This window comes from Thiohalospira halophila DSM 15071 (genome assembly GCF_900112605.1).
Lineage (GTDB): Bacteria > Pseudomonadota > Gammaproteobacteria > Thiohalospirales > Thiohalospiraceae > Thiohalospira > Thiohalospira halophila.
Genome location: NZ_FOMJ01000004.1, coordinates 83,525 through 98,925 on the forward strand (window position 1 = coordinate 83,525; position 15,401 = coordinate 98,925).

13 protein-coding genes are annotated in these 15,401 nt (G+C 69.3%); 8 read left to right on the forward strand and 5 right to left on the reverse strand.

What is annotated here, in order from left to right:
* Window position 1: 1 nt before the first annotated feature.
* Genes BM272_RS07185 through BM272_RS07195 form a run of 3 tightly spaced genes read right to left on the reverse strand, consistent with a single transcriptional unit; the run spans window position 2 to window position 2,032 of the window.
* Window positions 2-967 (reverse strand): homoserine kinase, encoded by a 966-nt coding sequence (locus tag BM272_RS07185; protein ID WP_093428096.1) that lies wholly within the window; start codon window positions 965-967, stop codon window positions 2-4.
* Window positions 968-978: 11 nt separating this feature from the next.
* A complete protein-coding gene (locus BM272_RS07190) occupies window positions 979-1,293 on the reverse strand; it encodes a DUF2782 domain-containing protein (protein WP_093428097.1) in 315 nt (104 codons plus the stop codon).
* 7 nt (window positions 1,294-1,300) lie between these two features.
* Complete coding sequence (locus BM272_RS07195) at window positions 1,301-2,032, reverse strand: LOG family protein (RefSeq protein WP_093428098.1); 732 nt, start codon at window positions 2,030-2,032, stop codon at window positions 1,301-1,303.
* A gap of 290 nt (window positions 2,033-2,322) precedes the next feature.
* On the opposite strand from BM272_RS07195, the gene polA reads away from it, so the two are divergent.
* Entirely contained in the window at window positions 2,323-5,043 is a 2,721-nt protein-coding gene (polA, locus tag BM272_RS07200) for a DNA polymerase I (RefSeq protein WP_093428099.1), read from the forward strand.
* A gap of 152 nt (window positions 5,044-5,195) precedes the next feature.
* Here the strand turns inward: polA and yihA are convergent, their stop codons facing one another.
* Window positions 5,196-5,813, reverse strand: a complete 618-nt coding sequence (gene yihA, locus BM272_RS07205) for a ribosome biogenesis GTP-binding protein YihA/YsxC (RefSeq protein WP_093428100.1) — start codon at window positions 5,811-5,813, stop codon at window positions 5,196-5,198.
* A 194-nt stretch (window positions 5,814-6,007) separates the two neighbouring features.
* Here yihA and BM272_RS07210 point away from each other — a divergent pair, with 194 nt between their 5' ends.
* The 3 genes from BM272_RS07210 to ccsB all read left to right on the forward strand — a co-directional run bounded on the left by BM272_RS07210 (window position 6,008) and on the right by ccsB (window position 9,963).
* Window positions 6,008-6,619: a c-type cytochrome gene (locus tag BM272_RS07210; RefSeq protein WP_093428101.1), complete on the forward strand. Its 612-nt coding sequence runs from the start codon at window positions 6,008-6,010 to the stop codon at window positions 6,617-6,619.
* Between the two features lie 147 nt (window positions 6,620-6,766).
* A complete protein-coding gene (locus tag BM272_RS07215; RefSeq protein WP_093428102.1) occupies window positions 6,767-8,773 on the forward strand; it encodes a cytochrome c biogenesis protein ResB in 2,007 nt (668 codons plus the stop codon).
* A gap of 11 nt (window positions 8,774-8,784) precedes the next feature.
* Complete coding sequence (gene ccsB / locus BM272_RS07220) at window positions 8,785-9,963, forward strand: c-type cytochrome biogenesis protein CcsB (RefSeq protein ID WP_093428103.1); 1,179 nt, start codon at window positions 8,785-8,787, stop codon at window positions 9,961-9,963.
* Between the two features lie 42 nt (window positions 9,964-10,005).
* Here ccsB and BM272_RS07225 read toward each other — a convergent pair whose 3' ends face one another.
* A complete protein-coding gene (locus BM272_RS07225; protein ID WP_093428104.1) occupies window positions 10,006-10,497 on the reverse strand; it encodes a Crp/Fnr family transcriptional regulator in 492 nt (163 codons plus the stop codon).
* Between the two features lie 134 nt (window positions 10,498-10,631).
* On the opposite strand from BM272_RS07225, the gene BM272_RS07230 reads away from it, so the two are divergent.
* The 4 genes from BM272_RS07230 to BM272_RS07245 all read left to right on the forward strand — a co-directional run bounded on the left by BM272_RS07230 (window position 10,632) and on the right by BM272_RS07245 (window position 15,396).
* A complete protein-coding gene (locus tag BM272_RS07230) occupies window positions 10,632-11,264 on the forward strand; it encodes a thiol:disulfide interchange protein DsbA/DsbL (protein WP_093428105.1) in 633 nt (210 codons plus the stop codon).
* 19 nt (window positions 11,265-11,283) lie between these two features.
* Window positions 11,284-12,915, forward strand: coding sequence for an acetolactate synthase large subunit (locus tag BM272_RS07235; protein WP_093428106.1), 1,632 nt, complete (start codon window positions 11,284-11,286; stop codon window positions 12,913-12,915).
* Between the two features lie 76 nt (window positions 12,916-12,991).
* A complete protein-coding gene (locus tag BM272_RS07240) occupies window positions 12,992-13,804 on the forward strand; it encodes an endonuclease/exonuclease/phosphatase family protein (protein ID WP_093428107.1) in 813 nt (270 codons plus the stop codon).
* Entirely contained in the window at window positions 13,801-15,396 is a 1,596-nt protein-coding gene (locus tag BM272_RS07245) for a GGDEF domain-containing protein (protein ID WP_093428108.1), read from the forward strand. Before BM272_RS07240 ends, BM272_RS07245 begins: the two co-directional genes overlap by 4 nt.
* The last annotated feature ends 5 nt before the right edge of the window (window positions 15,397-15,401 follow it).

Consider the following 15,401-nt stretch of genomic DNA (forward strand, 5'->3'; position numbering starts at 1 on the left):
TTCAGGCCCGCTTGGCCCCCGGCCAGAGGCGCCGCAGGGCGCGTTCCTCGCGGATCCGGCGCTGAAGGATGCGCTTGAAGGTGTCCGGGTCCTTGGTGTGGGTGAGCTCCCCCGCCCGCGGGAAGTGGAGGTCATTGAGGCGGGAGAGCCAGAAGCGTAGCGCCGCCGCCCGCAGCATTACCGGCCAGGCGCCCCGCTCGATGGGGCTGAAGGGACGCTGCTCGCCGTAGGCCGTCAGCAGGGCCTCCACCCGCTCCGGGTCCAGGGCGCCCTCGCCGTCGGAGCACCAGTCATTCACGGTGATGGCGACGTCGTAGAGGAGGACGTCGCTGCAGGCGTAGTAGAAGTCGATGATCCCGGTGAGTTCGGTCCCCTCGAACAGGGCGTTGTCCCGGAAGAGATCGGCGTGGACGATGCCCGAGGGCATATCCTGGAAGCGGAACAGCGACTGGAAGTGGAGCTCCGCGTCCAGCAGCTGGCGATCCTCGTCGGAGAGCTTCCCCTCCAGGCGCCGCGAGGTCTCCCGCCACCAGTGGGGGCCGCGGGGATTGGGCCGCTCCCGGGGGAAGTCCCGCCCGGCGGTGTGGAGGTGGCCCAGGGCGGCGCCGATGGCGCGGCAGTGCTCTACGCCGGGGTGGTCGACGCTGGCCCCGTGGAGGCGCCGGACCAGGGCCGCCGGCCGGTCCTTGAAGCGCTGCAGCAGCGCCCCCTCGCGGTCGGCCAGGGGCGCCGGCGCCGGCACGCCGCGCCCGGCGAGGAAGTCCAGCAGCTCCAGGAACCAGGGCAGCTCCTCCTCCTCGAACTGCTCGAACAGCGTCAGCACCAGCTCCTGATGGCTGGTGGTCACGTAGTAGTTGGTGTTCTCGATGCCGGCGGAGATGCCGCGAAAATCCTCCAGCTCCCCGAGGTCGTAGCGCCCCAGGAATGCCGCCAGCTCTTCCGTTTCCACGCGGGTGTAGACCGACATGCCCTGCCCCTCTACCAGCGAAAGAGGATCCACTGGTTGATGTTGATGCCGTCCAGCTCGTTGCGCCGGGTATCCACGGCGCCGTCGCCGTCGTTGTCCAGGAGGTAGTACGGGGGGCCGTTGCGCGGCACGATCCGGATCATCCGGACCTCCCCGCCCATACGGTACTCCTCCACCCGCGCGCCCTGCCCGTCCGGGGAGATGGTGACCTCCGGCTCCGGTAGCGGCCCGGGTTCGACCCGGGGCATGGGCAGGGGGTCCTCCTCCTGTCCCGAGGCCGGCAGGGCGAGGCCGCCCAGCAGGAGTATGGCGAGGATGCGCAGCATGGGATCCCTAGAGGTCCAGGAGCCGTTCGCGTTCTTCGGCCGAGGGCTCGAAGCCGCGGTGCTCGTAATGGGTGAAGATAGCATCCACCACCTCCTCGGGCTTGTCCAGAACGTGCACCAGCTCCATGTCCTCGGGGTTGATCATCCCCTCCCCCACCAGGGTGGCGCGGAACCACTCCAGCAGCCCCTCCCAGAAGGGCCGATGGACCAGGATGATGGGGATGCGCCGGGTCTTGCCGGTCTGCACCAGGGTCAGGATCTCCGCCAGCTCGTCCAGGGTGCCGAAGCCGCCGGGCAGCACCACGTAGGCGGCGGCGTACTTCACGAACATCACCTTGCGCGAGAAGAAGTGGCGGAAGGAGAGGTTGATATCCTGATAGCCGTTGCCCGAGGGCTCGTGAGGCAGCTGGATGTTGAGCCCGATGGAGGGGGACTTGCCCTCGTAGGCGCCCTTGTTGGCCGCCTCCATGATCCCGGGTCCGCCGCCGCTGACCACGGAGAAGCCGGCCTGGGAGAGGGCGTGGGCGATGGCCTCCGCCGACTGGTAGTAGGGGTGATCGGTGCTCGCCCGGGCGGAGCCGAAGATGCTCACCGAGGGCTTGATCTGGGCCAGCCGCTCGAAGCCCTCCACGAACTCCGCCATGATCTGGAAGATCTTCCAGGACTCGCGGTTGAGCAGGGTATCGTCCACCGGCGCCATGCCGGGGTGGGCCATCTTGTGGAGCTTGTCCGCCGCCATCGTTCGGGTCCCTCGGTTCGGGCCCGCCATTCTGGCACAGGTGGGCCGGGCGGCGGTATCGGGGGGAGCGCTTCTGTCGGGGCTCGGCTGCGGTGGCGGGCAGGGGTGGGCCAGGGATGCCGTGAATACATCCGTGTAGGCTTGCGCGCGGCGTCCCTGCCGCGCGACACCTTGGCCCACCCCTGCCCGCCACCGCAGCCGAGCGGGGATCCCGGGCCGAGATGGCAACCCCCGGCCCGTCGGCGGTATCCTCGCCGGGGAATCCCTCGAGTCCACCATCCGGAGTCGCCATGGCCGCTAAGCCCCTCGTCCTCGTGGACGGGTCGTCCTATCTCTATCGCGCCTTCCACGCCATGCCGGCGCTGACCAGCTCCGCCGGCGAGCCCACCGGGGCCACCTACGGGGTCATCAACATGCTCCGGCGGCTGCTGCGTGAGTACGAGCCCGAGCGGATGGCCGTGGTCTTCGATGCCCCCGGGAAGACCTTCCGGGACGACCTCTACGCCGACTACAAGGCCAACCGGCCGCCCATGCCCGATGAACTCTCCCGCCAGGTGGAGGCCATCCACCAGCTGGTGGACGCCCTGGGTCTGCCCCGGCTGGTGGAAGACGGCGTGGAGGCCGACGACGTCATCGCCACCCTGGCGCGGCGGGCCGCGGCCAACGGCACCGAGGTGCTGATCTCCACCGGGGACAAGGACCTGGCCCAGCTGGTGAATGACCACATCACCCTGGTCAATACCATGAACGACACCGTCCTCGACCGCGAGGCGGTGCTGGAGAAGTTCGGCGTGCCGCCGGAGCGCATCGTCGACTATCTCGCCCTGGTGGGGGATACCTCCGACAACATCCCCGGCGTGGAGAAGGTCGGCCCCAAGACGGCGGTGAAGTGGCTCAACGAGTACGGTGACCTGGACGGCGTCATCGCCGCCGCCCCGGAGATGAAGGGCAAGATCGGCGAGAACCTGCGCGACGCCCTGGAGCGGCTGCCGCGCAATCGCGAGCTGGTCACCGTCCGGGATGACGTGGCGCTCGACCGCGCTCCCGCCGACCTGGAGCGCGCCAGCCCCGATCCCGATGCCCTGGAGAGCTGGTATCGCCGCCTGGAGTTCCAGGGCTGGCTCTCCGACCTGCTGAGCGGGCGCGGTCCGGAAGCCGACGGCGACGGTGATCCGGCCGGGGAGCCGGAGTCCGGGGAGCGGGCGGCGACCGAGGTGGTGCGCGACCGCGAGGCGCTGGATGCCTGGGTGGAACGGCTGCGGACCGCCCGGGTGGTGACCCTGGATACCGAGACCACCAGCCTGGAGGTCATGCGCGCGGCGCTGGTGGGGATCGCGGTGGCCGACGGCGACGGCGCCGCCTACATCCCGGTGGCCCACGCCGACCCGGGCCCCGAGGGCCAGCTGGATCGGGCGACCGTCCTGGACGCCCTGCGCCCGGTGCTCACCGACCCGGACCGACCCAAGCTGGGCCACAACCTCAAGTACGACCTCTCCATCCTCGCCCGCGCCGGGGTGGAGCTCGCCGGCGTCGATCACGACACCATGCTGGAGTCCTACGTCCTGGACAGCACCGGCAGTCGCCACGACCTGGACACCCTGGCGCTGAAGCACCTGGGGCGGCGGACCACCTCCTTCGAGGCGGTCGCCGGCAAGGGGGCGAAGCAGGTCACCTTCGACCAGGTGCCGCTGGAGACCGCCGCCCCCTACGCCGCCGAGGATGTGGAGGTTACCCGCGACCTCCACGCCCGCCTGTGGCCGGAGCTCCAGGGGGATAAGGGGCTGGCGGCCCTCTACCGCGACATCGAGATGCCGCTGGTTCCGGTGCTCGCCCGCATGGAGCGCCGGGGGGTGCGCATCGACCGCGACCTGCTGGGGACCATCTCCGCCGAGCTGGCCGAGCGCATGGGCGAGCTGGAGCGTGCCGCCCACGACGCCGCCGGCCAGTCCTTCAACCTCGCCTCGCCCAAGCAGATCCAGACCATCCTGTTCGAGGAGCAGGGCCTGCCGGTGAAGCAGCGCACCCCCAAGGGGCAGCCCTCCACCGCCGAGGCCGTGCTCCAGGAGCTGGCCGACGACGGCTGGGAGCTGCCGCGGCTCATCCTGGAGCACCGCGGCTACGCCAAGCTCAAGTCCACCTACACCGACAAGCTGCCGGAGCTCATCAATCCGGAGACCGGGCGGATCCACACCTCCCTGCACCAGGCCGTGACCGCCACCGGCCGCCTCTCCTCCGCCGACCCCAACCTGCAGAACATCCCGGTGCGCTCCGAGACCGGCAAGCGCATCCGCCAGGCCTTCATCGCCGCGGAGGGCTGCCGCCTGGTGGCCGCCGATTACTCCCAGATCGAGCTGCGGATCATGGCCCACCTCTCCGGGGACGAGGGGCTCAAGCGCGCCTTCGCCGCCGGCGAGGACATCCACCGCGCCACCGCCGCCGAGGTCTTCGACACCCCCCCCGACCAGGTGGGCGAGGACCAGCGCCGCGCCGCCAAGGCCATCAACTTCGGCCTCATCTACGGCATGTCTGCCTGGGGGCTGGCGCGCCAGCTGGGGATCGAGCGCGACGAGGCGCAGTCCTACGTGGATCGCTACTTCGAGCGCTACCCCGGCGTCCGGACCTACATGGACGAGACCCGCGAGCGGGCGCGCAGCCAGGGCTGGGTGGAGACCGTCTTCGGCCGCCGCCTGCACCTGCCGGAGATCCACGCCGGCAACGCCCAGCGCCGCCAGTACGCCGAGCGCACCGCCATCAACGCCCCCATGCAGGGCACCGCCGCTGACATCATCAAGCGCGCCATGATCGAGGTGGAGGCGTGGCTGCAGGGGCCCGATGCTCCCGTGGCCCGGATGGTCCTCCAGGTCCACGACGAACTCATCCTGGAGGTGGCCGAGGGCGCCGAGTCGGCGCTCACCGACGGTCTGCGCGAGCGCATGACCGCCGCCGCCGACCTGGCCGTTCCGCTGGAGGTGGAGGTGGGCATCGGCGCCAACTGGGGCGAGGCGCACTGATTCGCGGGTCCGCGGAACTCCCGTCACCGGCGGTGGTCCCACCCTGCAAGGTGGCAAGCACCGATGACGGGAAGTCCTCCCCACCGCCCCTGCGGGCGGTCCTTACCCCGCCTTCCTCCTCCCCGGAAGGCGGGGTTCTTTTTGTCCGGCCCTCAGCCGCCGGGGGCGCGATCCATGTCCAGGTCCAGCCACTCCCCCACCGTCGCCCGGGCCTCCTCCGCGCCCAGGCCGTGGGTGGCGGAGAAGGGCAGCGCCATGGTCTCCGGCCAGTCCGCCAGGACCCGCTCCATGGCGGCGCGGGCCTGGCCCTGCTTGCCGCGGCCGAGCTTGTCCGCCTTGTTCAGTAGCACCAGTACGGGGAGTTCGGCGCCGGCGGCCCAGTCCAGGAGCTGGCGCTCCTCATCGGCCAGGTCGCGGCGGATATCCATGACCAGGACCAGGCCGACGAGGGAGGCTCGCTCCGCGAGATAGCGGCCCAGGGTCTGGTTCCAGTGGGCCCGGAGCTTCTCCGGCACCTTGGCGTAGCCGTAGCCGGGGAGGTCGGCCAGGCGCCGTTCGGGGTCCCAGGCGAAGATGTTGATCTGCTGGGTCCGCCCCGGCGCCTTGGAGACCCGGGCGATATCCCGGCGACCGGTGAGGCGATTGAGGGCGCTGGACTTGCCGGCATTGGAGCGCCCGGCCACCACCACCTCGTGGCCCTCGTCGGGGGGAAGCTGGTTCAGGCGGTGGGCGCTGACCACGAAGTGGAGCGGCTGCGGTGGCTGACTCATGGGGCGATTCTTCCCTTGCGCTGGATCAATTTCCACTCGGGGGGCTCGGTTGACCCGTTCCCGGGGGTGGGATAAGGTTTCGGCGGTTTTGACCCGCCCGGAGGAGTCGCGGCCGCCCATCATAGCCGGGCTGGTCCGTTGGCGGGAAGCGCTTCCGGGGTGCCGGGAACAGGTTTCAACGTTGGGGACAGATCATGAAAAACACAGCGATTGCAGCACTCTTCCTCATGGGGGCCGCGACCAGCGCCCAGGCCATTGACGGCGACCCCGAGGCCGGCAAGGAGAAGTCCTCCACCTGTGTCGCCTGCCACCAGGCGGATGGCAACAGTGCCAGCGATCAGTATCCCAAGATCGCCGGCCAGCATGCCGATTACCTCTACAAGCAGCTGAAGGAGTTCAAGGCGGGCGAGGTGCGGTACAACGCCCAGATGGCCGGCATGGTCGCCGGCCTGAACGACCAGGACATGAAGGACCTGGCCGCCTACTTCTCCGGCAACGAGATGACCATCGGCGAGGCGGACGAGGAGCTGGTGGACCTCGGCCGGCAGATCTACCGCGCCGGCGCCGAGGCCGACGGCGTGCCCGCCTGCATGGCCTGCCACGGCCCGTCCGGCAAGGGCAACCCGGCGGCCAACTTCCCGCGCCTGGGCGGCCAGCACGCCGCCTACACCGTCACCCAGCTTCAGGACTTCAAGGCGGGTGAGCGGCGCAATGATGCCGGGCAGATGATGCGGAACATCGCCGACAAGATGTCCACCCAGCAGATGGAGGCCGTGGCCTCCTACATCGAGGGCCTGAGCGAATAGGACCCTCGCTGCCGCACCGGTGGTAGGGAAAGGGGCGGCCCCGCTGGGGTCGCCCCTTTTTTCGATCCCCTTCCCCCGGCGAATGCAACTCCGTATCGTCGGCACTGTCTGACGAGATCTGACACAAGAACCCAAACGGCTATCCGGATGTCCTCGACCAACCGACCCCGCAAGTCGCTCTCCACCGTCTGGCTGGAGTTCCTCGGCTCCATGAACCTCGCCGTTACCCTGCTCATGGTGGTGGCCATCGCCTCCGTGATCGGGACGGTGCTCCAGCAGGGTCAGCCCTGGCAGGACTATCAGATCAAGTTCGGCCCCTTCTGGTTCGACGTCTTCCGGGTGATGGGCCTCTACGATGTCTACAGCTCCCTCTGGTTCCTGGCCATCATGGGCTTTTTGCTGGTCTCGGTGAGCGTCTGCGTCATCCGCAACGCCCCGCAGATGGTGCGCGACATGCGCAACTTCCGGATGGACGTCCAGGGCAAGTCCCTGCGGCTGATGCACAACAGCCGGACCTTTGACGAGGACGAGTCCCCCGAGGCGGTCACCGAGCGGGCCCGGGGAATCCTCCAGGCCTCCGGCTACCGGGCCCGGACCAAGGACCACGGCGACCACGTGGTGGTGGCCGCCATGCGCGGCTCCTGGAACCGGCTGGGCTACATCCTCTCCCACGTCTCCATCGTCATCATCTGCGTGGGCGCCCTGGTTGACGGCAACCTGCCCCTGAAGCTGGCCGACATGACCGGACGGGTGGAGCTGGAGACCCGGGATATCCCCGCCTCCCAGGTGCCGGATGCCGCCACCCTGGGGCCGGACAACCTCTCCTTCCGCGGCAACGTCACCATCCCCGAGGGGGCATCGGCGGACCTGGTCTTCCTGAACATGCGCAACGGCTACTTCGTCCAGAAGCTGCCCTTTGACGTGGAGCTGGAGCAGTTCCGGGTGGAGCACTACGAGTCGGGCCAGCCCAAGGCCTTCGAGAGCGACCTGGTCCTCCACGACCCGGAGCTGGAGGAGCCCATCCGCAAGACCATCTCGGTGAACGACCCGCTCATCCACAAGGGCTACGCCATCTACCAGTCGAGCTTCACCGACGGCGGCTCCCAACTGGAGCTGGACGGCTATCCGCTCATGGGGGGCGACGGCGAGCCCTTCGACGTGAACGTGAAGGTCAACAATACTGCGACCATCACCGCCGGGGAGCAGCGGTGGACCCTGGAGGTCGACGACTTCTCCCTCTACAACGTGGAGCCGGCCCCCGAGGACAGCGACAGCAAGTTCCGCAACTTCGGGCCCAGCGTCACCTACCGCGTCCGCGATGAATCGGGCAATGCGCGGGAGTACGAGACCTACATGGCGCCGGCGGAATTCAACGGCCGCTCCTACTACATGACCGGGGTCCGCACCCGCGCCGGCGAGCCCATGCGCTGGCTCCACGTCCCGGTGGACCCCGAGACCGGCGGCCTGGAGCGCTTCGTGGAGCTGCGCAACCGCCTCCAGGACGACCAGCGCGTGCGCGCCGCCGCCGAGACCTTCCTGGACCGGAACATGGGGGATGCCCTGGGCGACCGGCGCGAGAACATCGTCCGCAGCACCGTGGGTATGGTCGACGCCTTCGTCCGTGGCGGCCTGGATGGGATGCTCGCCGACGTCGAGGAGATGGCCGGCAGCGAGGCGGAGGCGCGGCGCATGGGGCAGCTCTATCAGCGGGTCCTCGACGGTGTCGTCCGCGAGCTCTACAACGACCTCCTGGCGGAGCGGGGTCGCCCCACGCGCCAGGACATGACCGAGGCCGATGCCGCCTTCTACGCGGATGCCCTGGACGCCATGACCGCCCTGCCCTTCTTCGGCTCGCCCTTCCTGCTCAAGCTGGAGGACTTCGATCACCTACAGGCGTCCGGGTTGCAGATCGCGCGAAGCCCCGGCAAGAATACCGTCTATCTGGGCAGTGCGCTGCTGACCGCTGGTATCTTCCTGCTCTTCTACGTGGCCCATCGCCGCGTCTGGGTACGGGTGGAGGCCGCCGAGGGCGGTAGTCAGGTCACCGTGGCCGGCAGCACCAATCGAAACGCGCGGGACTTCACAGGGGAGTTCCGGCAACTGGCCGACCGGATCCAGGGGGTCGAGAACCCCGGATCCGACGACCGCACCTGAGGGGGCCAACCATGTCCGTGAGCCAAGAAGCTGCCATCCACCCCGGCCGGGAGCCGTCGCCCTGGCGGCCCGAGGGCCTGTTCGACTGGGTCTGGCTGGCGCTGGTCATCGCCGGCGCCGTCACCGCCTTCTACGCGCTGGGCGAGTACATGAACGGCTACGAGGTGGCGATCCTCATCGGGACCGCCATCGCTCTGGTGCCGCTGGGCTGGTACTGGCCCGCCTTCGGCCTCCTGATGGTGGCGGTAGCCGCCCTCTCCTTGTCCGCCGTGGGACTCTACGGTCGCGACCTGGGGGCGGCGGAGGAGAACTTCTTCCTCGTCTACCTCATCAGCAGCCAGTCGGCCATCATGTGGATGAGCGCCCTCTACGTGCTGGCCACGGCGACCTACTTCATCGGGCTCTTTGCCAAGTCGCCCTTCACCGAGAAGACCGGCTCCGCCATGGTCTGGTCCGGCACCGCCATGGGCCTCACCGGCCTGATGGTGCGCTGGCGGGAGTCCCACCTCATGGGGCCGGACATCGGGTACATCCCGGTCTCCAACCTCTACGAGGTCTTCATCCTCTTTGCGGTGATCACCGCCATCATCTACCTGCACTACGAGCGGCGCTACGCCACCCGTGCCCTGGGCGGCTTCGTGATGCTGGTGGTCTCGGCGGCCATCGCCTTCCTGCTCTGGTACCACTTCGACAAGGGCGCCCACGAGATCGAGCCGCTGGTGCCGGCCCTGCAGAGCTACTGGATGAAGATCCACGTGCCGGCGAACTTCATCGGCTACGGCGCCTTCGCCCTGGCGGCCATGGTGGGCGTGGCCTACCTCATCGTGGACAGTCTGCGCCAGCGCGGCGGGCAGGGGCCCATCCTCTCCCAGATGCCGTCGCTGGAGATGATGGACGACGTCATGTACAAGTCCATCGCCCTGGGCTTCGCCTTCTTCACCATCGCCACCATCCTCGGCGCCGTCTGGGCGGCGGAAGCGTGGGGCGGCTACTGGTCGTGGGACCCCAAGGAGACCTGGGCGCTCATCGTCTGGCTCAACTACGCCGCCTGGCTCCACATGCGCTTTACCAAGGGCTGGCGGGGCCGGCCGCTGGCGTGGTGGTCCATCATCGGCCTGTTCATCACCCTCTTCGCCTTCCTGGGAGTGAACATGTTCCTGGCCGGCCTCCACTCCTACGGCGAGCTGTAGCCCGGGCGGCGGGGCGGGCGCCCCGCCGCCGCTCGGGCCGCCTCAACGGCGGCCGATACCGTAGAAGTACTCGTTGAAGGTGGCGACGTCGGTGGAGACCTGGCGGAAGAGGTGGTCCAGGCTGACGATGGCGTGCTCCAGGAGGTTCACGGCGATGAAGGGGTGCTCCAGCCGCAGGCGGGAGTACATCACCCGGGGCAGGCGCAGCACGCGAGTCCCCTCGGCGCGAGCCTCCATGCGGATGGAGCGGGGCTGGCGGTCGAAGAAGGACATCTCCCCCATCATCTCGCCCTCGCCGATGCGGCCCACTTCGAAGCTCTCGGTCCCGGAGACGGAGAGCAGCGCCGCCTCGCCCTGGACGATGAAGTAGAGGGCCTCGCCCACCTCGCCGACGTCGGCGATGACCTCGTCCCGCTGCAGCGTCACCAGTTCGGTGTACTCCAGCAGCGTCTGGACCTCCTTGATGGTCATGGACTCGCACAGGGCCTGCTGGTTGAGGAACTCGGCGAGCTCCACGGGGTTCTGCTGGGTCATGGCGCCTCCGGCGGGTTAATGAACGGCGCTCAGCATACCCCACGCCGCGGGCGGAAAAAACGGCCGTGGAAACGCGACGCGAGCTGGGGCACCATGAAGCCGGCAGTCCGCGTCCACCCCGAGGAGGTTGTTGCATGGAGTCATTCACCCGCATCGCCGCTACGCTGATCCTGGCGCTGGCCGGCCTGGTCCTTGCCCTGCCGGTGGCGGCCGAGCCCGCCGAGGGCATCGACTACGTCGTCCTGGACGAGCCGGTCACCGACGGTGGCGGCGAGCGCGTGGAGGTGCTGGAGCTCTTCTGGTACGGCTGCCCCCACTGCTACCACCTGGAGGAGCCGCTGCAGGCCTGGCTGGATCGCAAGGGCGAGGCCGTGCGCTTCGAGCGCATCCCCGCCCCCTTCAACGAGGAGTGGGCCCGCCACGCCCGCGCCTACTATGCCGCCGAGCTTTACGGCGTCGCGGACGAGGCCCACGCCGCCTTCTTCCGTCGCGTCCACGAGCAGGGGGATCACCTCCACGGGCGGGACGACCTCGCCGCCTTCTACGCCGATTACGGGGTGGAGCCGGCCGAGTTCCGGCGGACCATGGGGGGCTTCGGCGTGAACACCAAGATGCGCCGGGCCCAGCGCATTGCCCGGGGTTCCGGGGCCGACGGAGTCCCGGCCATCATCATCGATGGCCGCTACCGCACCAGCCCCTCGCGCGCCGGCAGCCGGGAGGCCATGCTGGAGGTGATGGACTACCTCATCGAGAAGAGTCGCCCGTAGGGCGGGGAGGAAGGGAACCGTGAAGACCGCCGAGCTGTTCGTTCGCTGCCTCGAGAACGAGGGGGTCGAGTACATCTTCGGCCTCCCCGGCGAGGAGAACCTGGACGTCATGGACGCCCTGGTGGACTCCGACATCCAGTTCATCACCGTCCGCCACGAGCAGGGCGCGGCCTTCATGGCCGATGTGTACGGCCGGCTCACCGGTCGCGCCGGGGTCTGCCTGGCCACCCTGGGGCCGGGGGCTACCAACCTCATCACCGGTGTTGCCGACGCCAACATGGACCACGCGCCGCTGGTGGCCATTGCCGGCCAGGCCTCCACCAACCGGCTGCACAAGGAGTCCCACCAGGTCCTGGACCTCCAGAACCTCTTCCGCCCGGTCACCAAGTACAGCTCGCGGCTGCTAACCCCGGCCATTACCACCGAGGTGGTGCGCAAGGCCTTCAAGCTGGCCCAGTCGGAGAAGACCGGCGCCTGCTTCATCGAGTTCCCCGAGAACATTGCCGAGATGCCCATCGAGGACGAGCCCCTGACCGTGCGCCAGCCGGTGGCGCCGGAGCCGCCGGGGGACCGGGTGGAGGCCGCGGCGGCCGCCATCTCGGCGGCGAACAATCCCATCATCCTGGCCGGCAACGGCGTCATCCGTTCCGGCGCCTGCGAGGCGCTGGCGGAGTTCGCCGAGGCCATGAACATCCCGGTGGCGAACACCTTCATGGCCAAGGGGGCCATCCCCTTCAAGCACCCCATGGCGCTGGGCTCCGCCGGGCTGCAGGCCAAGGACTACGTCTCCTGCGGCTTCGACCAGGCTGATCTGGTGCTCTGCATCGGCTACGACCTGGTGGAGTACCACCCCTACCTGTGGAATCCCACGCGCAGCAACCGCCTCGTCCACATCGACAACACCCCGGCGGAGGTGGACGCCTTCTATTCCGTGGATGTCGGCGTGGTGGGCGATATCACCCACAGCCTCCAGCGCATCGCCGAGGCCGCCACGCCGCGTGCCGGCCAGTTCGCCCGCCCCCTGCGGCGCGCCCTCATCGAGGACATGAACGAGCACGCCGAGGACAGCCGTTTCCCGGTGAAACCGCAGAAAATCATCTGGGACCTGCGCACCGCCATGCAGCTCGACGACATCGCCATCTGCGACGTCGGCGCCCACAAGATGTGGATGGCCCGGATGTTCCGCGCCGAGCGGCCCAATACCTGCCTCATCTCCAACGGTTTCGCCGCCATGGGCATCGCCCTGCCCGGCGCCGTGGGGGCCCGCCTGGCCCGCCCCGGGGTCAACGTGGTGGCGGTCACCGGGGATGCCGGCTTCCTCATGAACGCCCAGGAGCTGGAGACCGCCGTGCGCCAGGGGATCTCCATGGTGGTCCTGGTCTGGAACGATGCCGGCTACGGCCTCATCGAGTGGAAGCAGCTGAACGCCTACGGTCGGACCTCGGCGGTGGACTTCAACAACCCGGATCTCGTCACCTTCGCCCAGTCCTTCGGCGCCCACGGCTACCGCATCGAGCGCACCGAGGACCTGCTGCCCACCCTGCGCGAGGCCCTGGCGGATGGCGGCGTCAGCGTCATCGACTGCCCGGTGGACTACTCGGAGAACCTCAAGCTCACCGAGAAGCTCGGGGAGATGGTCTGCCCCCTCTAGCCCGATCGGGGCGCGATTCCCGTCTCCGGAAACCGGGTGTAGGATGGAGTGATATCCACGCGGGCACAGGGGCATCATGAGCGACACCGCGGTCACGCTGGGCGGCGCGCGGGAGACGGCATCCGGTGGCAGCATCCTACGGCTGCTCTCCTACAACATCCAGGTGGGGATCCGGACGCGGCGCGCCCGGCAGTACCTGACCAACTCCTGGAAGCACGTCCTGCCCCACGCCAACCGGTTCGAGAACCTGGATCGGGTGGCGCAGGTGCTGCGCGGCTACGACATCGTCGGCCTCCAGGAGGTGGATGCCGGCAGCCTGCGGTCGAACTTCGTCAACCTCACCGAGTACCTGGCGACCCAGGCCGGCTTCCCCTACTGGCACCACCGCGTGAACCGTCGCATCGGCCGCTTCGCCCAGCACGCCTCCGGCCTCCTCTCCCGGGTCGCCCCCGCCGAGCTGCGCGAGTACGGCCTGCCCGGCCTCATCCCCGGGCGCGGGGTCACCCTGGCGCGCTACGGCCGGCGTGAGCACGCCCTGGTGGTCCTGAACATCCACCTCTCCCTCTCCCGGCGGGCGCGCCAGAGCCAGCTCGCCCGGGTGGCCGAGATCATCGCCGAGTATCCCCACGCCGTGGTCATGGGGGACATGAACTGCGCCCCGGACAGCCCGGAACTGCGCGAGCTCTTCCGGCGCACGAATCTGCGCGAGCCCCTGGAGGCCTTCGCCACCTTCCCCAGCTGGCAGCCCCAGCGCAATATCGACCACATCCTCGTTACCGAGGAGCTGGCCGTAACCCGGGCCGAGGTTCTGAGTCATTCCTACTCCGACCACCTCCCCATCAGCATGGACGTGCGCGTCCCCGAAGAGATCGGACTGGTGAGCCTATGAGCGATGAGCGCCGCGCCGCCCCCGAGGAGCTGCCGGAGGATGTGCGCACCCTCCAGCAGCGCTACAGTCGCGCCCTGCAGCAGCTGGAGGCACAGGACGCGGAGCATGCCGAGACGGAAAAACAGCTGCGCCACGCCCTGGTCCGGCTGACCCACGCCGGCGATACGCGCCACCCCGAGCTGGCCCGCCAGTTGGAACGGCTGCGCGGGGCGGTGCTCGACGGCACCGCACCGGAGGATCTCGAACCCATACTCAAGGAGATCGCCGGGGCCATCACCGCTCTGGAGGATCTTCGCCGGGAGAACGCCACCATCCCGCTTCCCCTCCGGGCCCTGGAGCGCCTGTTGCGCGCCCTGGATCTCCCCAGCGGCCTGCGGCGTCGCGCGCGCAACGTGACCCGGCGGCTGGAGGAGGCCGGCCCGGAGGGGAACGTGGACGAACAGCTGGCGGAGCTGGTGGGGCTGCTGGACGAGATCGCCGCCGCCCTGGGGCAGGAGCGCGGGGGCTGGCTGCCCCGCCTGTTCCGCGGCCGTGATGCTGGAGACAACCAGGCCGTCCAGGAGGCCCTGAGCCGACTGGTGGCGGAACTCACCCTGCCGGCGGATCTGGCCCGGCGGGCCGCCAACCTCCAGGAGGACGTGGGCGAGGGATCGGTGGATGCCGCCGCCGTTCTGGAGGAGCTGGCCGACCTGGCCGCTACCGCCCGCGCCCGCCTCAGCGAGGAGCAGGAGGAGATGGCCGGCTTCCTCCAGGAGGTGAGCGACCACCTCCAGGAGCTGGACAGCCACATCCGCGAGGCGGCCGGGCGCGAGGAGGAGGCCGCTGCCGCCGAGCAGGAGCTGGACGCCGCCGTCTCCGACCGGGTCCGCCAGATGCAGACCAGCGTCCAGGAGGCGGAAGACCTGCCGACCCTCAAGACCACCGTCAGCGACCAGCTCAGTGCCATCAATGACCATCTGGAGGAGTACCGAAGCCGCGCCGATGCGCGCCGCTCCGAGATGGAACGGGAGATGGAGCGGGTCCACGCCCGCATGGAGTCCCTGGAGGTGGTCACCGGGGTGCTGCGCGAGCGGCTGGCCAGCGAGCGCGAACAGGCCCTGCGGGATCCCCTCACCGGCGTCTACAACCGCCTGGCCTGGGACGAGCGGCTGAACCAGGAGCTCGCCCGCTTCCAGCGCCAGGGCCACGAGGTTGCCGTGGCGGTCTGGGACCTCGACAGCTTCAAGGCCATCAACGACACCTACGGCCACACCGCCGGCGACAAGGTCATTCGCGCCGTTGCCGATCTGCTGGTCCGGCGCCTGCGCGCCACCGATTTCGTGGCCCGCTACGGCGGTGAGGAGTTCGTGATCCTGATGCCCGATACGCCGCTGGCCGACGCCACCGACCTGGCCGAGGAACTGCGTCGGTCGGTGGCCGCCCTCCAGTTCGTCTACCGCGGCGAGCGGGTGCCCATCACCATCTCCGGCGGCCTCACCGCCCTGGCCACCGGGGATACCGCCGAGGCGGCCTTCCAGCGAGCGGATACCGTCCTCTACCGCGCCAAGGAAGCGGGACGGGATCGAGTGCTCGTGGCCGACCCCCCGGGGTAGCAGCG